Consider the following 19976-nt stretch of genomic DNA (forward strand, 5'->3'; position numbering starts at 1 on the left):
ACATGACTGCCCTTGCCCTGCCCAACCTGCTGCATGCTGCCGCCACCGCGATCTGGCTATTGGGCCTGGGTTACCTGTGGTGGGCGCTGCGTCTGGCGCCGGTCGCGACCGTCGATCGGCCGGCACGACTGCAGCGTTGGGGCGACCTTTTCCGACACCGTTTCGGAGCGGTCTGGCTGGTGCTGGTGATTCTCTCGACCAGCGGCTTGAGCCTGATGCACGCCAGCGGCCTGACCCTGGACACGGTGCCCCGCCCGGTGCAGGTGATGATCGGCGGTGCCATCGCCAGCGTCGCCCTGTGCCTGCGCATCCGCTCGCTGCTCGGCCCGGAACTGGACGCGGCGATCGCGTCGCAGGACTGGCCGACCGGCGCCTGGGTGCTGGCGAGGATCCGACGAATGGTGGGCATCTGCCTGCTCATCGGCCTGGCCGTGGTCGGCGTGGCACTGTGGCAGCTGTCCTGGTGAACGGCTACACCGGGCGAGGCGCAGGCGGGATCAGTCGACCGTACGGCGACGCGACATGGAAACGAGGTGGAAGATCCCGGTCAGCAGGATCTGCAGGCGATCGAAGACGCGGTGACGACGGCCGCGCAAGCGGGCGTTGAAGCACAGCATTTCCAGCACGTGCACGCCCAGTAACAGCGCCCCGGCGGCCGTGATCAACAGATCGAACGGCCTGGCGGCCGGCATCAGCAGGTTCCACAGCACCACCCACCAGAACGCGATGGTCAGCAGCTTGCCCACGGCGGTCACTACGCCCATGACGGCCTCCTCCATTCGGTGATCGACCCGGACAGCCTGGCGCCGCCTCATTCGGCCGTACGTCGTCCAGTAAAGACCCAGGCCGGGCCTCCCGCCAGCCCGACGTTGTGGCACGTGCACGCGCCCTCTATGCCTGGCGCGCCCAACCCCGTTACTCTTGCCGCTCCCGCATGAGGACCGCCCATGAGCGACGGATTTTCCCAACGAACGCCCCAACAGGCCCTGGCGGCCCTGCTCGAACGGGTCTCGCCTCAGCGCCTGCTGCTGGTCGGCAGCCGCTTCCCGGCGCTCGATGCCTTCGCCCAGGCCCATCCGCAGGTCCAGATCGCGATGGCCCCACCCGGCCCGCTGCCGGATGCCTTGGCCGCCACGCGCTTCGACCTGGCCGTGCTGGTCGATTGCCTGGAGCACCTGCCCAAGCGCGAGGGCCTGCAACTGCTGGGGGGCATCCGCAACCTCAATGCCAGCCGCGTGGCGGTGCTGGCCGACCTGGCAGCCTGCGGCTGGCACGCCACGGACTTCTTCGCCCTGGCCTTGTCGGCCAGCGAGCGGTTTTGCCGCGACGACCAGGTGCTGAGCCTGTTCACCTACGACCTGCACGACTACAAGCAGGTGCCGGACTGGCTCAATGCCCGGTTCTGGGCCAACCCGGAGATGTTCGGGAAGTATTGGTGGTGAGGCGGTGTGGACGCTTGCGGTCCGGGAGCCTGTCGCTGACACTGTCGTCTGCTCGTCACTGAATCCCGAGGCTTTCCATGACCCCATCCTCACCCGACCTGCCCGCGCGCCTGCCCCTGGAGCGCGCGCGATGAGCGTGGCGGTCTGCCCCTGCGGCAGCGGCAACCTGCTCGACGCCTGCTGCGGTCACCTGCACGCCGGTACCCCCGCGCCGGATGCGCAGTCGCTGATGCGCTCGCGCTACAGCGCCTACGTGCTGGGCCTGGTCGACTACCTGGTGGACACCACCTTGCCGGTGCAGCGCGAAGCCCTGGATCGCGACGGTATCGCGGCCTGGAGCGCCGAGAGCACCTGGCTGGGCCTGGAGGTGGAGGGGGCCGAGGTGTTCGGCGGCCAGCCCGAGCATGCCTTCGTCACCTTCACCGCACGCTGGCACGACGCTTCAGGCGACCATCAGCACCGTGAGCGCTCGGCCTTCGTCCAGCAGGCCGACCGCTGGTACTTCATCGACCCGACCGTCGGCCTCAAGGCCGGGCGCAATGACCCCTGCCCCTGCGCCAGCGGGCAGAAATTCAAGAAATGCTGCTCCAGTTACCTGGCGCCATGAGATGAGCGCCCTCTTGCGTGCGCTGACCCTCGGGGTCGCCCTGGCGCTGCTCAGCGGCTGCGTGAGCTGGGGCGCGGATACCTGGAAAACGCCCGAACTGCACCTGGTCAAGGTTCGCAAGGTCAAGGCGGGCCTGCACCAGCAGGAGTTCGTGCTGTACGTACGCGTGGTCAACCCGAACGACAGCCGTCTGTTCATCCGGCATCTGGACTACTCGGTGCACCTGGGCGACCTGCTGCTGGTGGACGCCGACGAACGCCTGTGGCGCAGCGTCGGGGCGCATGAGACGCGCACCTTCCAGATCACCGCACGGACCAACCTGTGGAAGCAACTGCGCCCCCTGGCCCGCCTGCTCAAGCGCCGCGAAGCGGTGCCGTACCGGTTGGACGTGGACGTGGCCAGCGGATTATTCTTCTGGCACGACCTGCACTTGTCGCGCAGTGGTGAGATAATGCCCGGTGATCTCAAACCGGAGTAACCGCAATGACCCAGCAACCCCACGTTCATGGCCCTGACTGCAACCACGACCATGACCATGACCACGCTCACGACCATGGTCACGTCCACGGCCCGCACTGCAACCACGCCCCGCAAGAGCCGGTGCGCAACGCGCTGAAGGACGTAGGCCGCAATGATCCCTGCCCGTGCGGCAGCGAGAAAAAATTCAAGAAGTGCCACGGGGCCTGAGGTAGCAGCACGCTGCACGCCGGAGCGACAGCGTCGCCTTGACGTCCCGTCGACCGCTGACCAATCGCATGACCGTCCGCTTGTCGCTCGCGGCTCGCGGCGTGCAGCCGCCCCCCTTTCTCTTTCAGGAGCCTGGCCATGGCCGTCCTTCGTTTTTCATCCTCGCGCCCACCTCTGCGTGCGGCGGCGATGCTGTGCGGTGTGCTCGGCCTGGCCGGCTGTCAGACAGCGTCTCAACACGCCACCCTGCCGCCCGGCGCTGGCGTGCAGTCGCTCAAGGGCCTGGCGCAGAACGTCTCGGTGCGGCGCAATCCGCAAGGCATGCCGCTGATCGAGAGCAGCACGTTCCACGACGCGCTGTTCAGCCTGGGTTACCTGCACGCCGTCGACCGTATCGAACAGATGGTGACCTTGCGCCTGCTGGCGCAGGGGCGTCTGGCCGAGCTGGAGGGGCCCGACGCCCTGGACACCGACCGGCTGATGCGCGCTGTCAACCTGCGGCGCAGCGCCGATCAGCTGTACGCCGACGCCTCGCCGCGCCTGAAGCGCTTTTTCGAGGTCTACGCCCGGGGCGTCAACGCCTACCTGTTCCGCGCCCGCGACAGCTTGCCAGGCAACCTGGCCAAGGCCGGCTACCGGCCCGACTACTGGAAGCCCGAAGATTCGGCCCTGCTGTTCAGCCTGTACGCCTTCAGCCAGTCGGTGAACCTGCAGGAAGAACTCGCCGGCCTGACCCTGGCGCAACGGGTCGGCGTCGATCGACTGGCCTGGCTGCTGCCCAGCGCTGCGGACGAACCGCTGCCCGACGCGGAGGCGGCCAAGCTCCAGGGCCTGGACCTGACCCGAGGGTTGCCGGGGCTCGGCGCCCTGAATGCTGCAAGCCAGCGGTTGGCGGCTTTCGACCTGCTGGGCAGCCCTGGCTCGGCGAGCTGGGTTCTGGGGCCACAGCGCAGCCAGAGCGGCCGCAGCCTGCTCGCCAGCGACAGCCGCGCGGCCTGGGCCCTGTCCCCGGTGCAGATCCACACGGGCAAGTACCAGGCGGCGGGGCTGACCCTGCCTGGGTTGCCGCTGATCCTGGCCGGCTTCAACGGCAAGCTGGCCTGGAGCAGCAGCGCGGTGATGGCCGACAACCAAGACCTGTACCTGGAGAAACTGCGGCGCCAGGGCAACCAACTGAGCTACCTGGCCGACGGCACGTGGCAGCCCGCGCGCGGGCGCACCGAAACGTTCCTGGTCCGTGGCCAGCGCCCGCAGCGTGAGGTCATGTACGAAACGCGGCATGGCACGCTGCTCGGGCAACCGGGTAACGAGACCCTCGGCCTGGCCTTGCAGATGCCGACGCTGCAGGGCGATCGCAGCCTGGATGCGCTGTTCGACCTGACCCGTGCCAGCACCCTGGAGCGAGCGTCCGACAGCGCACGCGCCATTGGCGCCGCCGCGCTCAACCTGGTCTTCGCCGACGCCCAGCACATCGGCTGGCAGGTCACCGGCCGCTACCCGAACCGGCGTGACGGGCAAGGCCTGCTGCCCTCCCCCGGCTGGGACGGGCGGTATGACTGGGATGGCTATGCCGATGCCATGCTGCACCCCTACGATCAGGACCCGGCCAGCGGCTGGATCGGCCACGCCAACCAGCGCAGCCTGGCACGCGGCTACGGCATGCAGCTGTCCAGCACGTGGGACTACCCCGAGCGGGCCGAACGCCTGGCGCAGTTGATCGGCACGGGCCGTCATGACGGCCGCAGCCTGGCAGCCATGCAGAACGATCAGCTCACACCCCTGGCCGGCAAACTCCGGCAGATGCTCGACGCCCCCGGCATGGCCTCGGCGCTGCCGCGTGCCATCGATGCGCTGCCGCCGGCACGACGCGACCTCGCCCGCCAGGCACTGGCCCGGTTGAAGGCCTTCGACGGACGCCTGAGCGCCCAGTCGGCAGACGCGGCGCTGTACGCGCTGTTCCTGCACCAGGTCGCGCGGCAGACGTTCCTCGACGAACTGGGCCCGGCCTCGAGCGAGGCATGGCAGACCTTCGTGGCCAATGCGCGCCTGTCCTATTCGGCCCAGGCCGACCACCTGCTGGGGCGTGACGACAGCCCGTTCTGGGACGACCGTTCGACCCCGCAGCACGAGGACAAACCGACCATCCTGGCGCGCAGCCTGGCAGCCGCGATGGAGGCAGGCCTGGCGCAGCTGGGCAGCGACCCGCGCGCCTGGCAATGGGGCCGCCTGCACGCCTACCAGTGGCCGACGCCGACCTGGCCAGGGTTGGGTGATGGCGTGGCACGCCCTCCCCGTGCCGTCGGGGGCGACTTCAGCACGCTGGCGCTCACGCCCTATGCCTGGGGTCGTGACTTCGACACGCAACTGCCGCCTTCGGCCCGCCTGATCGTCGACTTCGGCCAGGCCGAACCGCTGCGCGTGCTGACCAGCACCCGCCAATCCGGCAACCCGGCCAGCCCCCACGCGGCCGAGGGTCTCGACGCCTGGTTCGCAGGCCGCTTCACGACCCTGCCGCTGCAGCCGCAGCACTTCACCCAGGGGTACGGTACCCAGCGCCTGAGCCTGGTCCCCGAGCGCTAGCCGCGAGAGGGCCGGGACGCCGCGAAACCCTGCGGCGTCCCGACCGCCTTCGGCGCGCCCGGTCGTCACGCGACCGGGCCTGCCAATCCCCTCGAACTCCCCGGCCAGGGCACGACTCCTACCTTGTAACTCCCCTGCCAGTGGCCTGCCCATGGACCTCGTCATCGCCCGCCCCGAAGGGTTGTACTGCCCGCCCGGTGATTTCTACATCGACCCCTGGCGCCCGGTCGAGCGCGCGGTCATCACCCATGGCCATGGCGATCACTCACGACCGGGCAACACCCATTACCTGACGGCCGAGCCCGGCGCAGGCGTACTGCGCAGCCGGCTGGGCGACGACATCCGCCTGCAGACCCTGCCCTACGGGGAACGCCTCGATCACCATGGCGTGACCTTGAGTTTCCATCCGGCCGGGCATGTGCTGGGATCGGCCCAGGTGCGCCTGGAGTATCAGGGCGAAGTCTGGGTGGCCTCGGGCGACTACAAGGTCGAACCGGACGGCACCTGCACCCCGTTCGAGCCGGTGCGCTGCCACACGTTCATCACCGAATCGACCTTCGGTCTGCCCATTTACCGCTGGCCCTCGCAGGCCGAGGTGTTCGCCGAGATCAATGCCTGGTGGCGCGCCAACCGCGAACAGGGCAAGGCCAGCGTGCTGTTCAGCTACGCCTTCGGCAAGGCCCAGCGCATTCTGCACGGGCTGGATGCCGGGATCGGGCCGATCCTCGTGCATGGCGCCGTCGAGCCGCTCAACCGGGTGTACCGGGAGGCCGGCGTGGCCTTGCCGCCGACGGTGTACGCAGGCGATGTGCCGCGCAACGACCCGATGATGCGCGAAGCCTTGATCATGGCCCCGCCCTCGGCCTCGGGCAGCAGCTGGATGAAGCGCTTCGGCGACTACAGCGACGCCTTTGCCAGCGGCTGGATGCTGCTGCGCGGGACCCGGCGTCGGCGCGGCGTGGACCGGGGCTTCGTGCTGTCCGACCACGCCGACTGGCCAGGCCTGCTGTGGGCTATCGAGCAGACCGGCGCCGAACGGGTGATGGTCACCCATGGCTCGGTCAGCGTGCTGGTGCGCTACCTCAACGAACAGGGGCTCGACGCACGGGCGTTCGTCACCGAATACGGCGACGAGGACGACGCCCAGGCCACCGCGGAGGCCTCGGCATGAAGGCCTTCGCCGAACTCTACCTGCGCCTGGACGCCACCACCTCGAGCAATGCCAAGCTTCGCGCGCTGCAGGCGTACTTCGCCGAGGCAGCGCCCCACGAAGCGGCCTGGGCCGTGTATTTCCTGGCCGGCGGACGCCCTCGGCAGCTGGTGCCCACGCGCCTGCTGCGCGAGCTGACCATCGAGCTGACGGGGCTGCCCGAATGGCTGTTCGAGGAAAGCTACCAGTCGGTGGGCGACCTGGCCGAAGCCATCTCGCTGCTGTTGCCTGCGTCCGAGCAGACCAGCGACGAGGACCTGGCGCACTGGGTCGAAGCGCACCTGCTGCCTCTGCGCGGCCAGGCGCCCGAACAGATCAAGGAACAACTGCCCGCGCTGTGGGCACGCCTGGACCGGCCCAGCCTGATGCTCTGCCTCAAGCTGATCACCGGCAGTTTCAGGGTCGGCGTGTCGAAGCTGCTGGTCACCCGCGCCCTCGCGCAGCTGGCCGGGCTGGACGCCAAGCGCGTCGCCCAGCGCCTGGTCGGCTACACCGACCTGTCGCATCGACCGACGGCAGCCAGCTACCTGAAGCTGATCGCCCCAGAGTCGGCGGACGAACATGCCCAGCGCGGCGGGCAACCCTACCCGTTCTTCCTCGCCCATGCCCTGCAAGCCCCCACCGAGCAGTTCGATACGCTGCTCGGAGCGACCGGCGACTGGCAGGCCGAGTGGAAGTGGGACGGTATCCGCGCCCAGGTGGTCAAGCGCGACGGGCAGTTGTGGATCTGGTCGCGCGGCGAAGAGCTGGTCACCGATCGTTTCCCGGAGCTGCACAGCCTGGTCGACAGCCTGCCGGACGGGGTCGTGCTGGATGGCGAGATTCTGGTCTGGAAGGCGCCCGATGCCGACCAGGAAGCCGCGGTCCAGCCGTTCGCCCTGTTGCAGCAACGGCTGGGGCGCAAGACCCTGGGCAAGAAGCTGCTGGCCGATGCGCCGGTGGTCCTGCAGGCCTACGACCTGCTCGAGTGGGAAGGCGAGGACTGGCGCACGCGGCCTCAGCACGTGCGGCGCGCCCAGCTCGAGCGGCTGGTCGAGACCCACCCTTCGGCACCGGTGCTGCTCTCGCCCCTGCTTACCGGCAAGGACTGGGCCGATCTGGCCGAACAGCGCGAGCAATCACGGGCCCTGGGCGTCGAAGGGCTGATGCTCAAGCAGCGCGAGTCGTTGTATGGCGTCGGGCGCACCAAGGACATGGGCCTGTGGTGGAAATGGAAGATCGACCCGTTCAGCGTGGACGCGGTGCTGATCTACGCACAGCGAGGCCATGGACGCCGCGCCAGCCTCTACAGCGACTACACCTTCGCGGTCTGGGACGGCCCGCCCGGTTCGCCGGACCGGACCCTGGTACCCTTCGCCAAGGCCTACTCCGGCCTGACCGATGCCGAAATGCGCAAGGTCGATGCCATCGTGCGCAAGACCACGGTCGACACCTTCGGCCCGGTCCGCAGCGTGACGCCGACCTTGGTGTTCGAGCTGGGGTTCGAGGGCATCGCACTGTCCAAGCGCCACAAGAGCGGCATCGCCGTGCGCTTCCCGCGCATGCTGCGCTGGCGGCACGACAAGCCGGTGGACGAGGCCGATGACCTGGCGACCCTGCAGGACCTGCTGGCCTGAGCGCAGGCATCGATCACGTGCTGCACGATCGCCTGAGCTGTGGTTGTATGGGCCTGTTCCAGCGCCTTTCTTTTTCGTCGACCCAGGAGTCCCATGCGACACGTGATCCATGACCTGCTCGGGCCCACGCCCGGCAGCGTCCGCCAACTGCACAGCTTCCACTACGGCCCGAGCACCGGCGGCAAGGTCTATATCCAGGCCTCCCTGCATGCCGACGAGCTGCCTGGCATGCTGGTGGCCTGGCACCTCAAGCGCCGGCTGGCCGCGCTCGACGCCGAGCAGCGACTGCTGCACGAAATCGTCCTGGTGCCGGTGGCCAACCCGGCGGGCCTCGAGCAGGTCGTGCTCGACGCACCGCTGGGGCGTTTCGAGCTGCACAGCGGGGAGAACTTCAACCGCCACTTCGTCGACCTGTCCGACGCGATCGGCGACCAGGTCGAAGGGCTGCTCGGCCAGGACCCGGAGCTGAACCAGGAGCTGATCCGCGACCACCTGCGGCGCAATCTGCAGGCGCACCCGGCTTATACGCCGCTGCAGGCTCAGCGCCTGACTCTGCAGCGACTGGCCTGCGATGCCGACCTGATCCTCGACCTGCACTGCGACTTCGAGGCGGTCGAGCACCTCTACACCACGCCCGAGGCCTGGCCGCAGATCGAACCTCTAGCAGGCTATCTGGGCGCCCAGGCCAGCCTGCTGGCCACCGATTCGGGCGGCCAGTCGTTCGACGAGTGCTTCAGCCTGCTGTGGCTGCAGCTTCAGCAACGCTTCGCCAAGCGTTTCCCCCTCCCCGCGGGCAGCCTGTCGGTGACCATCGAATTGCGCGGGCAGGCCGATGTCAGCCACGAGCTGGCGCAGCGCGATTGCCAGGCGATTCTCGATTACTTGATGCTCAGAGGCGCCATCGCCGGCCAGGCGCCGCCGCCGCCCGCGCTGCAACGTCCAGCGACGCCCCTGGCGGCCGTGGAGCTGCTGGTAGCGCCCCACGGCGGCCTGCTGGTGTTCCAGGCCGAGCCAGGGCAGTACCTGGAGGCCGGCCAGGTGGTCGCCGAGGTCATCGACCCGCTCGACGACCGCGTCACCCCTGTGCGCACGCTGCAGGCAGGCGTGCTCTACGCGCGCAGTGGCCGGCGCCTGGCGACCCACGGCATGGCCATCGCCCACGTGGCGGGTGAGCGCATCTGCCGCTCGGGCTACCTGCTGGCGCCCTGAGCGAGTAAAACCAACCGGGCCTGCCGGCGGTCTGTAGAGCACACCCTCCAGAACGGTCCGCCGCATGCCGCCAGCTTCCGACCTCGCCAGCCACTGGTTCAGCGCCCAGGGCTGGAAGCCCTTCGCCTTCCAGCGCAGTGTCTGGGCCGCCGTGTCGCGAGGCGAGTCCGGGCTGTTGCACGCCAACACGGGCGCGGGCAAGACCTACGCGGTGTGGTTCGCCGCACTGCGCGCCTTTCGCGTGCCCAAGGCCCGCCAGCCGGCGCCGATCCAGGTGCTCTGGATCACCCCCATGCGCGCCCTGGCGGCGGACACGGCCAAGGCCTTGCAGGCGCCCCTGGCCGACCTCGAGCTGGACTGGAGCGTCGGGGTACGCAGTGGCGACACCGGCGCGGCCGAACGTGCGCGTCAGGCGCGGCGCCTGCCCAGTGCGCTGATCACCACGCCGGAGAGCCTGACCCTGCTGCTCACCCGCGAGCATGCCGAGGAAGAATTCAAGACCCTGCGCATGGTGGTGGTCGATGAGTGGCACGAACTGCTCGGCAGCAAGCGCGGCGTGCAGTTGCAACTGGCGCTGGCACGCCTGCGTCGCTGGCGTCCTGACCTGGTGACCTGGGGGCTGTCAGCCACCCTGGGCAACCTCGAGCACGCGCGCGATGTGCTGTTGCCCGAAGGCGGCTCGCTGGTCAAGGGTCGCCAGGACAAGCGCATCGAGGTCGACAGCCTGCTGCCACCGGCCCTCGAGCGCTTCCCGTGGGCCGGCCAGATGGGCCTGAAGATGCTGGGCCAGGTCCGCGATGAAATCGAGGCCAGCGCCAGTTGCCTGGTCTTCACCAACACCCGTGCGCAGGCCGAGCTCTGGTACCAGGCGCTGCTCGATGCGCGGCCCGACTGGGCCGGCCTGATCGCCCTGCATCACTCCTCGCTGGCGCGGGCGACCCGTGACTGGGTCGAACGCAGCTTGAAGGAGGGCGCGCTGAAGGCCGTGATCTGCACCTCCAGTCTCGACCTGGGGGTGGATTTTTTGCCGGTGGAGCGGGTGCTGCAGATCGGTTCGCCCAAAGGCGTGGCGCGACTGCTGCAACGGGCCGGGCGCTCCGGCCATGCGCCCGGGCGTGCCTCGCGCATCACCCTGGTCCCGACCCACAGCATGGAGCTGGTCGAGGCAGCCGCCGTGCGCCAGGCGCTCGCCGCCGGACACATCGAGGCACGGCAATCACCCCGCCTGTGCATGGACGTGCTGGTGCAGCACCTGGTGAGCATGGCCCTGGGCAGCGGTTTCATGCCCGAACAGCTGCTGGCCGAAGTACGCAGCACCTGGGCGTTCAAGGACCTTCGCGACAGCCAGTGGGCCTGGGCGCTGGCGTTCGTGCGCAACGGGGGCGACTCCTTGAGTGCCTACCCTGACTACCAGCGGGTGGAGGTGCACCCCGACGGCGTCTGGCGCGTGGCCAGCCAGCGCCTGGCGCGTCGGCACCGGATGGGCATCGGCACCATCGTCAGCGAAGCGCAGATCCAGCTCAAGTTCTGGAGCAAGGGCGGGGGCGGACGGTCGCTGGGCAGCGTCGAGGAAGGGTTCATCTCGCGGCTGCGGCCAGGCGACACGCTGGTGTTCGGCGGGCGCATCCTCGAACTGGTGCGGGTCGAGAACATGACCGCCTACGTGCGGCGCAGCACCCAGCGCAAGGCCGCCGTGGCGCGCTGGAGCGGCTCGCGGCTACCGTTGTCCAGCGAACTGGCCGACGCCATGGTGGACCAGCTGGACACGGCCAGCCAGGGGCGCTTCAACGGTCCGGAAATGCGTGCCGTGCGCCCGCTGCTGGACATCCAGGCACACTGGTCTGCCTTGCCCTCACGGGACACGCTGCTGGTCGAGACCCTCGATTCGCGGCAGGGCTCGCACCTGTTCGTCTACCCATTCGCCGGGCGCATGGCGAACCTTGGCCTGGCCAACCTGATCGCCTGGCGGATCAGCCAGACGCAGCCGCTGAGCATTTCCATCGCCGTGAACGACTATGGCTTCGAGCTGCTCAGCCCCAGTCACGTCGCCTGGGCCGACCTGTTGCCCCCGGCCATGAATGCAGACGGCCTGCTAGAGGATGTTTTGCACAGCCTGAACGCCGGCGAGATGGCGCTGCGGCGCTTTCGCGAGATCGCACGGATTTCCGGCCTGGTGTTCGGCGGCTACCCGGCCGCCCAGAAAAGCATGCGGCAGATCCAGGCCTCCAGCGGCCTGTTCTACGAGGTGTTCCGCAAGCACGACGCCGACAACCTGCTGCTGGGTCAGGCCCGCGACGAGGTCCTGCGCGAAGAGCTGGAGATTGAGCGGTTGCAGCGCCAGCTGCTGCGCATCAATCGGTTGCGCCTGGACCTGCACGCCCTGGCGCGGCCAGGCCCGCTGGCGTTCGCCCTGATCGTCGAGGGGCTGCGCGAAACCATGACCAGCGAGAAGCTCGCCGACCGGATCGCGCGCATGGTGGCCGACCTGGAAAAAGCAGCCGGAGGCCCTTGGTCGTGAGCGAGCACCACGTCATCGAACATTGCGGGGAAACGCTGTGGCTGCTGGTGGACAAGGCCCTTTACTGGCCGCGCGAGAAAACCCTGTTGATCGCCGACCTGCACCTGGGCAAGGCAGCCAGCTACCGAGCCTTGCACCAGCCGGTGCCACGTGGCACCACGGAGTTGAACCTGGCACGCCTGGACGCCCTGCTGGCCGCCCATGACTGCGAGCGCCTGGTCGTGCTGGGCGACTTTCTGCACGCCAGGACCGCACGGGCGCCTGCCGTCATGGCACGGCTCGAGGCGTGGCGAGCCCGGCATGCGTCGCTGGAGATCGTGCTGATCCGCGGCAACCATGACCAGCACGCAGGCGATCCGCCTGCCAGTCTTGGCATGCAGGTGGTCGATGAACCTTGGTTGATGGGGCCCTTCGCCCTGCGTCACGAGCCCGAGCCCCACCCTACCCACGCCGTGCTGGCAGGCCACGTGCACCCGGTCTACGTGCTGCGTGGACGCGGTCGACAGCGGTTACGCCTGCCGTGCTACGTGGTGGATGACGCGGTCAGCCTGCTGCCGGCATTCGGCGAGTTCACAGGGGGCTGGGAAGTCAGGCCCACCGGGGCCGCCAGGGTCTACCTGACGGGCGGCGAGCGCGTCTGGGCGGTGCCGTGAGTCAGGCCTGCGGCGCAGGTGGCGGCTCGTCAGGCAGCGTGGGCACACCATCGGGCTGCGAGTCCGGTTCGGTGGGCTGAGGGAAGTCTGGATCAGGTTGTCCGGGCATGCCACCGGCCTGCAGGGGCGAGCGCGGCTGGGCCAGCAGTGACCATGCCAACAGCCCGATCTGGTTGGGCTGCAGCACGGCCAGCTTTGCATTGATCACGGGGTCTAGTTTCATAAGGTACTCCTGGCGAGCGCCTGGCACTCTTGATGAGCGCCAGGACTGTTCACTGGTTTGGAGCACCGATCGGCGAACTAATTCCCGCGCTTCGTCGGCTCAGGTGCGCGGCAGGGTCACGCCACGCTGACCCTGGTACTTGCCACCGCGGTCCTTGTACGAGACCTCGCAGGCTTCGTCCGACTCGAGGAACAGCATCTGCGCCACGCCTTCGTTGGCGTAGATCTTGGCCGGCAAGGTGGTGGTGTTGGAAAACTCCAGGGTCACGTGCCCTTCCCATTCCGGCTCGAGCGGCGTCACGTTGACGATGATGCCGCACCGCGCGTAGGTGCTCTTGCCCAGGCAGATGGTCAGTACGTTGCGCGGGATGCGGAAGTACTCGACGGTGCGGGCCAAGGCGAAGGAGTTGGGCGGAATGATGCAGACATCGCTCTTGATGTCGACGAAGCTGCCGGCGTCGAAGTTCTTCGGGTCGACGGTCGCCGAATTGATGTTGGTGAACACCTTGAATTCATCGGCGCAACGCACGTCGTAGCCATAGCTCGAGACGCCGAAGGAGATGACCCGGCTGTCCTGCTCGCCGCGCACCTGGCGCTCGACGAACGGCTCGATCATGCCGTGTTCCTGCGCCATGCGGCGAATCCACTTGTCCGATTTGATGCTCATGGCCGGTGTCCTGAAAGTGCGATGTGAAAAACCTGGGCGCATCTTACCGGTCCACGCGCCGACGGCAAAGTTTCCCGCCGCAATCCCGCGTCGTCCGTGACGTGCGGCCACCATCGATCCGAATTCCAACAAAGGGGGCATTGGCCATTGGCAGGTCGTGCAAAGTGGGGTAAGGTGACGCCACTGTGCTGCACGTGACACCGAGAATCTCTGTTTGATGCACGATTACCATCGGCCCATCGCTGAATTTTCCTGCTCTTTGCACTCAGTCCCGGCCGGGGCGTTTCCCGCGCCGAAATCAACTTTGTCCAAGGAGACAGACACCATGTCCAATCGCCAATCCGGTACCGTCAAGTGGTTCAACGATGAGAAGGGCTACGGCTTCATCACCCCTCAGTCGGGTGACGACCTGTTCGTACACTTCAAGGCCATCCAGGCTGACGGCTTCAAAACCTTGAAAGAAGGCCAGGCTGTTACCTTCGTCGCTACCCGCGGCCAGAAAGGTATGCAGGCTGAAGAAGTGCAGATCGCCTAAGTCGATCTCGCTTTAGAAAAAACCCGCCATTGGCGGGTTTTTTCATGCCTGCGCAAAAGAGGCCGGCGCCGCCGACCGAGATGGCCGACGGTGCCGGACGCGCTCAGCCCTCGGTGATGGTGATGCTCGGTACCGCAGCGCAGGCGGCCTCTTCCAGCACGATGCGCGCACCGACCTGCCGCGCCAGCTCCTGATAGACCAGCGCGATCTGGCCGTCGGGATCGGCGATGACCGTCGGCTGGCCGTTGTCGGCCTGCTCGCGGATCGTCATCGACAGCGGCAACGAGGCCAGCAGCTCGACGCCATAGCGGGCGGCGAGTTTCTCCCCGCCTCCCTCGCCGAACAGGTGTTCGGCGTGCCCGCAGTTCGAACACACGTGCACGGCCATGTTCTCGACCACACCTAGGACCGGAATGCTGACCTTGCGGAACATCTCCACGCCCTTGCGCGCGTCCAGCAGTGCGAGGTCCTGGGGCGTGGTGACGATCACCGAACCGGCGACCGGGACTTTCTGGGCCAGGGTCAGCTGGATGTCACCGGTGCCTGGCGGCATGTCGATCACCAGGTAGTCCAGATCGTCCCAGGCCGTCTGCGTCACCAGTTGCAGCAAGGCGCCGGAGACCATCGGCCCGCGCCAGACCATCGGTGTGTTGTCATCGGTCAGGAACGCCATCGACATCACGTCCACGCCGTGGGCCTTGATCGGCACGAACCATTTCTGCTCGCGCACCTGGGGGCGCGTACCCTCAGGAATGCCGAACATGATGCCCTGGCTGGGGCCGTAGATGTCCGCATCGAGAATGCCGACCCGCGCGCCTTCACGCGACAGGGCCAGGGCCAGGTTGGCCGCCGTGGTGGACTTGCCGACGCCACCCTTGCCCGAGGCCACGGCAATGACGTTCTTGACGTTGGCAAGGCCCGGGACCTGCGCCTGGGCCTTGTGCGGCGCGATCACGCTGTCGATGCTCACGCGTGCGATCCTGACGCCCTCGAGGCCTTCGAGCGCGGTGCGCAACACCTGCGCCCACCCATTCACGAACAAGCCGGCGGCATAGCCGAGGCGCAACCGTACGTCGACCTGGTCGGCCTGTACCTCGATGTGCTCGACGCACCCGGCGGTGACAGGGTCCTGGTTCAGGTAAGGGTCGGTGTACTGGCGAAGGACGGCTTCGACGGCGGCGCGCGTGACGGCACTCATGGGATCTCCCGTGGCGGAACTGACGTGGTGGACGAGCGCCTATGCTAACCCGTCAGCGATCGACAGGTGCGCCATGGGGTGAAATATCTTCGCCAGCGCTTTATAGTGGCCGATCATCTTCACGTCATCACGCCGTCAAACAAGTAGCCGAGCCACCATGTCCGAGCCACGCCAGATTCTCGTTACCAGCGCCCTGCCCTATGCCAATGGCTCCATCCACCTTGGCCACATGCTGGAGTACATCCAGACGGACATGTGGGTTCGCTTCCAGAAGCTGCGTGGTCACCAGTGCATCTACGTCTGCGCGGACGATGCGCATGGCTCGGCCATCATGTTGCGCGCCGAGAAGGAAGGCGTCACCCCCGAGCAGCTGATCGCGGCCGTACAGGCCGAGCACAGCGCGGACTTCGCCGACTTCCTGGTGAACTTCGACAACTTCCACTCGACCCACTGCGACGAGAACCGCGAGCTGTCCGCCGAGATCTACCGGCGCCTGCGCGACGCCGGGCACATCGCCAGCCGCGCGGTCACGCAGTACTTCGACCCGGAAAAGGGCATGTTCCTGGCTGACCGGTTCATCAAGGGCACCTGCCCCAAGTGCGCGGCCGAAGACCAGTACGGCGACAACTGCGAAAAATGCGGCGCTACCTATTCGCCCACCGAGCTGAAAGACCCACGCTCGGCCATCTCGGGCGCCACGCCCGTGCTGCGTGATTCCAAGCACTTCTTCTTCACGCTGCCGAACTTCCAGGCCATGCTGCAGACGTGGACCCGCAGCGGCACCCTGCAGGAGCCGGTGGCCAACAAGATCGCCGAGTGGCTCGACGCGGGCCTGCAGGAGTGGGACATCTCGCGTGACGCGCCCTACTTCGGTTTCGAGATCCCCAATGAGCCGGGCAAGTACTTCTATGTCTGGCTGGACGCGCCGATCGGCTACATGGCCAGCTTCAAGAACCTGTGCGCACGACGCCCGGAGCTGGACTTCGACGCCTTCTGGAACAAGGACGCCACGACCGAGCTGTACCACTTCATCGGCAAGGACATCGTCAACTTCCATGCCCTGTTCTGGCCGGCCATGCTCGAAGGCGCAGGCCTGCGCAAGCCGACCGCGATCAACGTGCACGGCTACCTGACGGTCAACGGCGCGAAGATGTCGAAATCCCGCGGCACCTTCATCAAGGCCCGTACCTACCTCGACCACCTGTCGCCGGAATACCTGCGCTACTACTATGCGTCCAAGCTGGGCCGCGGTGTGGACGACCTGGACCTCAACCTCGACGACTTCGTGCAGAAGGTCAACTCCGACCTGGTCGGCAAGGTCGTCAACATCGCCAGCCGCTGCGCCGGTTTCATCCACAAGGGCAACCAGGGTGTCCTGGTGGCGGGCGATGCCGAACCGGTCCTGACCGAGGCGTTCCTGGCTGCCGCGCCAAGCATCGCCGATGCCTACGAGGCACGCGACTTCGCCCGCGCCATGCGCGAGATCATGGCCCTGGCCGACCGCGCCAATGCCTGGATCGCCGACAAGGCGCCCTGGTCGCTGGCCAAGCAGAACGGCAAGCAGGACGAGGTTCAAGCCATCTGTGCGCAGGGCATCAACCTGTTCCGCAGCCTGGTGATCTTCCTCAAGCCCGTGCTGCCGCAACTGGCTGCCGATGCCGAGGCCTTCCTCAACGTCGCACCGCTGCACTGGAACGATCACACCACGCGCCTGGAGAACCACCGCCTGGAGGCGTTCAAGCCGCTGATGAGCCGAATCGAGCCGGCCAAGGTCGAGGCCATGGTCGCCGCCAGCCAGCAGGACCTGGCTGCCGCTTCCGAAGACGCGCCACAGACGTCGGCCGGCAACGGCGAACTGGCCAAGGACCCGCTGGCCGAGCAGATCGAATTCGATGCCTTCGCGGCCGTCGACCTACGCGTGGCCTTGATCGTCAAGGCCGAGGCCGTGGAGGGGGCCGACAAGCTGCTGCGCCTGACGCTCGACATCGGTGACGAGCAGCGCAACGTGTTCTCCGGCATCAAGTCGGCCTACCCGGATCCCGCCCAGCTGGAAGGCCGCCTGACGATGATGGTCGCCAACCTCAAGCCACGCAAGATGCGCTTCGGCGTGTCCGAAGGCATGGTCATGGCAGCCGGCCCTGGCGGCGAAGAGATCTACCTGCTCAGCCCGGACAGCGGCGCCAAACCTGGCCAGCGCATCAAGTGATCGCGGGCGCCCCGGTACGCCGGGGCGCTCAGCCACGAGGCGCACCAGCACGAGGCGTGTGCCTGTGGTTTCAGGGCTCTGAAACCCAGGCATGGGCCAGTGCCCGGTGCCTGGAGACCTTTACAGCATGAATGCCGCCAAACGCCTGGAAATCTTCCGTCGGCTGCGCGAGGACAACCCCGAACCCCGCACGGAACTGGCCTACACGACCCCTTTCGAACTGCTGATCGCCGTCATCCTGTCCGCCCAGGCCACCGATGTCGGCGTCAACAAGGCAACGGCGCGCCTGTTCCCCGTGGCCAACACGCCCGAGGCGATCCATGCGCTGGGCGTCGAAGGGTTGAGCGAATACATCAAGACCATCGGCCTGTACAACGCCAAGGCACGCAACGTCATCGAGACCTGTCGGCTGCTGATCGAACGCCACGGCAGTCAGGTGCCCGATCAACGCGAAGCGCTCGAGGCACTGCCCGGTGTCGGGCGCAAGACGGCCAACGTGGTCCTCAACACGGCCTTCAGGCAGCTGACCATGGCGGTGGACACTCATATCTTTCGCGTCAGCAACCGGACGAACATCGCACCCGGCAAGAACGTGCTGGAGGTCGAGCACAAGCTGCTGAAGTTCGTGCCCCGTGACTACCTGCTGGACGCCCACCACTGGCTGATCCTGCACGGCAGGTACGTCTGTCAGGCGCGCAAGCCGCGGTGTGGCAGCTGTCGCATCGAAGACTTGTGCGAATACAAGGCCAAGACCTCGGACGATTGAGCCGATAGCGCAAATCATCCGTTCTGATTGAAAAAATCTTTTTTACCGGCTTCATGAATCCCGTTATAAGGTCGCCCATGGCTCTAGGCTTGGAGTGACACATGGGTAACGAAAAAGAAGACCTCGTGCTGGACGACGATTTCAGTACCAGCACGGAAGACGACGCAGAGCAGCCGGCGGTGAACCTCAAGGCCGACCTGAGCAAACGGCGCACCATCGACAATCTGCTGGAAGAACGCAGACTCAAGCGTCAGCTGGCCGAGTACGATTACGACCTCTAGCAGGCCTGCCTGAGCGCACGCTGGCAGGGGGTCACGTCAGGCCATGGCGATTGGCGAGCTCGATCAGATCGACCAGCGAGCGCGCATTGAGCTTGTGGAGCAGTCGCGTCTTGTAGGTGCTGACGGTCTTGTTGCTGAGGAACATGCCGTCGGCGATTTCCTTGTTGCTGCGGCCCTTGGCCAGTTGCTGCAACACCATCATTTCCCGCCCGGACAGGCGCTCGACCATCTCGGTCTCGGTGCCTCCATTGAGCACGCAACGCGCCTTGTGCAACGCCTGATTCGGGAAGTAGCTGTAGCCTGACAATACCGCCTTGATGGCACTGAGCAATTCGGTGAGTTCCTGCTGCTTGCACACGTACCCCGCAGCGCCTGCCTGCATGCAGCGCATCGAGAAATGCCCAGGCGCCTGCGAGGTCAGCACCAGCACCTTGGTGTTGGTGCTGCACATGGCCAGCCGCGTGATGACTTCGAGCCCGTCGAGCTTGGGAATACCGATGTCCAGAATGACCACATCGGGGCCATGCTCCCTGGCCAGTTGCAGGGCATCGACACCGTTGTCGGTTTCTGCCACCACGTCGTAGCCATGCCGCTCCATCAACATGCGCACTGCCAGCCGGATGACTGGATGGTCATCTACGATCAACACTTTGTTCATAAGCTACCCAACTTTCCGTTGTTCTAGTTCTGAAGCGTTACAATAACCGAGACACTCGATAAATGGCGTATCGCTTCCCAGCCAATTCAATGGCAAAGATAAGACTTACAACAAGTAGCGAAACTTCCTACATTCAGTAACATTCTGATTCGAGTATGGGCAGCGCAATACCGCGGACACGAGCGACACCCTATCAAACGGACAGGGAAACCTAACGTGGGCAACATCGTGCTCGAGGGTCGTCAAATGCGTTTCAACCAGGGGAAATTGCAAGGGCCCGCGCGCCATGCGGCACGGGCAATGCCTGGTCTTCAAGAACGGTTTCACCTTCCGGGCCACAGGGGACGTGTGATACACCCATAGGCATTGTCCTGACAGGCCGCTCGTCATGAACGAAACGCAACCCATCAGCCCGCTCGCCGTGATCGCGATCTTCGCAGGCATCATCGAGGCATCCGCCCTGGCATCGCTGCCCTTTCTGAGCGAGCGCAGCCAGACGATCTACACCTGGTTCCTGGTGGGGTTTCCGTTTTTCCTGACGCTGCTGTTCTTTTTGACGCTCAACTTCAACTACAGGTCGCTGTACTCGCCCGAGGCCCATGCCGAGCGCCAGGGCCGGGGAAGCGGTGCGCCTGCCGCCCACGCGCAGGCACATGACCGTCAGCCGGATGTCGAGGCCACTGCCGAAGCGCAGATCCTGGTGGTTTCAGGGCCGCAGGCCCGAGATACGGTCGAACAGCACCTGATACGGGTGTCCAACACCCCGCCATCGGTGCGTCGTCACTGGATCATCTACGACCTGAATCGCCGCCTGCGCCTGCACGTGATGCTGGAGCCGCTGCCTGCTGGGCAGGAACCGCTTGTGCCAAGTGCGTGACGTGTGCAGGACATGCCAGGTGCGCGATGCCGACGCACCGCGAC

The 19976-nt window shown here is 66.6% G+C and carries 21 protein-coding genes; 16 read left to right on the forward strand and 5 right to left on the reverse strand.

The window, feature by feature from the left end; genetic code table 11:
• The first annotated feature begins 2 nt into the window (after positions 1-2).
• Entirely contained in the window at positions 3-467 is a 465-nt protein-coding gene (locus G7Z99_RS05215) for a hypothetical protein (RefSeq protein WP_181092524.1), read from the forward strand.
• A 30-nt stretch (positions 468-497) separates the two neighbouring features.
• Here the strand turns inward: G7Z99_RS05215 and G7Z99_RS05220 are convergent, their stop codons facing one another.
• Positions 498-764, reverse strand: coding sequence for a DUF1145 domain-containing protein (locus G7Z99_RS05220; protein ID WP_181092525.1), 267 nt, complete (start codon positions 762-764; stop codon positions 498-500).
• Positions 765-947: 183 nt separating this feature from the next.
• Between G7Z99_RS05220 and G7Z99_RS05225 the strand changes: the two genes are divergently transcribed.
• From G7Z99_RS05225 to pdeM, 10 genes are all read left to right on the forward strand, one after another.
• Positions 948-1442, forward strand: coding sequence for a DUF6231 family protein (locus G7Z99_RS05225; protein ID WP_181092526.1), 495 nt, complete (start codon positions 948-950; stop codon positions 1440-1442).
• A gap of 130 nt (positions 1443-1572) precedes the next feature.
• On the forward strand, positions 1573-2049 hold the full coding sequence (locus G7Z99_RS05230; RefSeq protein ID WP_181092527.1) for a YchJ family protein: 477 nt from the start codon (positions 1573-1575) through the stop codon (positions 2047-2049).
• Position 2050: 1 nt separating this feature from the next.
• Entirely contained in the window at positions 2051-2527 is a 477-nt protein-coding gene (locus tag G7Z99_RS05235; protein WP_181092528.1) for an LEA type 2 family protein, read from the forward strand.
• 5 nt (positions 2528-2532) lie between these two features.
• The gene (locus tag G7Z99_RS05240) at positions 2533-2736 is read left to right on the forward strand and encodes an SEC-C metal-binding domain-containing protein (protein WP_181092529.1); all 204 of its coding nucleotides are present in this window, start codon (positions 2533-2535) and stop codon (positions 2734-2736) included.
• A 138-nt stretch (positions 2737-2874) separates the two neighbouring features.
• Complete coding sequence (locus G7Z99_RS05245) at positions 2875-5316, forward strand: penicillin acylase family protein (RefSeq protein ID WP_181092530.1); 2442 nt, start codon at positions 2875-2877, stop codon at positions 5314-5316.
• Positions 5317-5467: 151 nt separating this feature from the next.
• Positions 5468-6487 carry a ligase-associated DNA damage response exonuclease gene (locus G7Z99_RS05250; protein WP_181092531.1) on the forward strand — a complete coding sequence of 340 codons (1020 nt, stop codon included), beginning with the start codon at positions 5468-5470 and terminating at the stop codon, positions 6485-6487.
• The gene (locus tag G7Z99_RS05255; protein WP_181092532.1) at positions 6484-8142 is read left to right on the forward strand and encodes an ATP-dependent DNA ligase; all 1659 of its coding nucleotides are present in this window, start codon (positions 6484-6486) and stop codon (positions 8140-8142) included. The genes G7Z99_RS05250 and G7Z99_RS05255 overlap by 4 nt, the downstream gene beginning before the upstream one ends.
• A 93-nt stretch (positions 8143-8235) precedes the next feature.
• Entirely contained in the window at positions 8236-9351 is a 1116-nt protein-coding gene (locus G7Z99_RS05260; RefSeq protein WP_181092533.1) for a succinylglutamate desuccinylase/aspartoacylase family protein, read from the forward strand.
• 64 nt (positions 9352-9415) lie between these two features.
• Positions 9416-11869 (forward strand): ligase-associated DNA damage response DEXH box helicase, encoded by a 2454-nt coding sequence (locus tag G7Z99_RS05265; protein ID WP_181092534.1) that lies wholly within the window; start codon positions 9416-9418, stop codon positions 11867-11869.
• Entirely contained in the window at positions 11866-12522 is a 657-nt protein-coding gene (pdeM, locus tag G7Z99_RS05270; protein WP_181092535.1) for a ligase-associated DNA damage response endonuclease PdeM, read from the forward strand. Before G7Z99_RS05265 ends, pdeM begins: the two co-directional genes overlap by 4 nt.
• 1 nt (position 12523) lies before the next feature.
• On the opposite strand, the gene G7Z99_RS05275 is transcribed toward pdeM, so the two are convergent.
• Positions 12524-12745, reverse strand: coding sequence for a hypothetical protein (locus G7Z99_RS05275; protein ID WP_181092536.1), 222 nt, complete (start codon positions 12743-12745; stop codon positions 12524-12526).
• A gap of 99 nt (positions 12746-12844) precedes the next feature.
• A complete protein-coding gene (gene dcd / locus G7Z99_RS05280) occupies positions 12845-13411 on the reverse strand; it encodes a dCTP deaminase (protein WP_060394744.1) in 567 nt (188 codons plus the stop codon).
• A gap of 325 nt (positions 13412-13736) precedes the next feature.
• Between dcd and G7Z99_RS05285 the strand changes: the two genes are divergently transcribed.
• Positions 13737-13946 carry a cold-shock protein gene (locus G7Z99_RS05285; RefSeq protein ID WP_016488765.1) on the forward strand — a complete coding sequence of 70 codons (210 nt, stop codon included), beginning with the start codon at positions 13737-13739 and terminating at the stop codon, positions 13944-13946.
• A gap of 103 nt (positions 13947-14049) precedes the next feature.
• Here the strand turns inward: G7Z99_RS05285 and apbC are convergent, their stop codons facing one another.
• Positions 14050-15144 (reverse strand): iron-sulfur cluster carrier protein ApbC, encoded by a 1095-nt coding sequence (gene apbC / locus G7Z99_RS05290; protein WP_181092537.1) that lies wholly within the window; start codon positions 15142-15144, stop codon positions 14050-14052.
• Positions 15145-15301: 157 nt separating this feature from the next.
• On the opposite strand from apbC, the gene metG reads away from it, so the two are divergent.
• From metG to G7Z99_RS05305, 3 genes are all read left to right on the forward strand, one after another.
• A complete protein-coding gene (gene metG, locus G7Z99_RS05295; RefSeq protein WP_181092538.1) occupies positions 15302-17350 on the forward strand; it encodes a methionine--tRNA ligase in 2049 nt (682 codons plus the stop codon).
• 127 nt (positions 17351-17477) lie between these two features.
• A complete protein-coding gene (gene nth, locus G7Z99_RS05300; protein WP_181092539.1) occupies positions 17478-18116 on the forward strand; it encodes an endonuclease III in 639 nt (212 codons plus the stop codon).
• Between the two features lie 101 nt (positions 18117-18217).
• Positions 18218-18397 carry a PA3496 family putative envelope integrity protein gene (locus tag G7Z99_RS05305; protein WP_181092540.1) on the forward strand — a complete coding sequence of 60 codons (180 nt, stop codon included), beginning with the start codon at positions 18218-18220 and terminating at the stop codon, positions 18395-18397.
• A gap of 31 nt (positions 18398-18428) precedes the next feature.
• Here G7Z99_RS05305 and G7Z99_RS05310 read toward each other — a convergent pair whose 3' ends face one another.
• Positions 18429-19055: a response regulator transcription factor gene (locus tag G7Z99_RS05310; protein WP_181092541.1), complete on the reverse strand. Its 627-nt coding sequence runs from the start codon at positions 19053-19055 to the stop codon at positions 18429-18431.
• A 388-nt stretch (positions 19056-19443) separates the two neighbouring features.
• On the opposite strand from G7Z99_RS05310, the gene G7Z99_RS19840 reads away from it, so the two are divergent.
• Positions 19444-19932 carry an ApaG domain-containing protein gene (locus tag G7Z99_RS19840; protein WP_258196965.1) on the forward strand — a complete coding sequence of 163 codons (489 nt, stop codon included), beginning with the start codon at positions 19444-19446 and terminating at the stop codon, positions 19930-19932.
• The last annotated feature ends 44 nt before the right edge of the window (positions 19933-19976 follow it).

This window comes from Pseudomonas entomophila (assembly GCF_013523165.1).
GTDB classification, from domain to species: Bacteria; Pseudomonadota; Gammaproteobacteria; order Pseudomonadales; family Pseudomonadaceae; genus Aquipseudomonas; species Aquipseudomonas entomophila_A.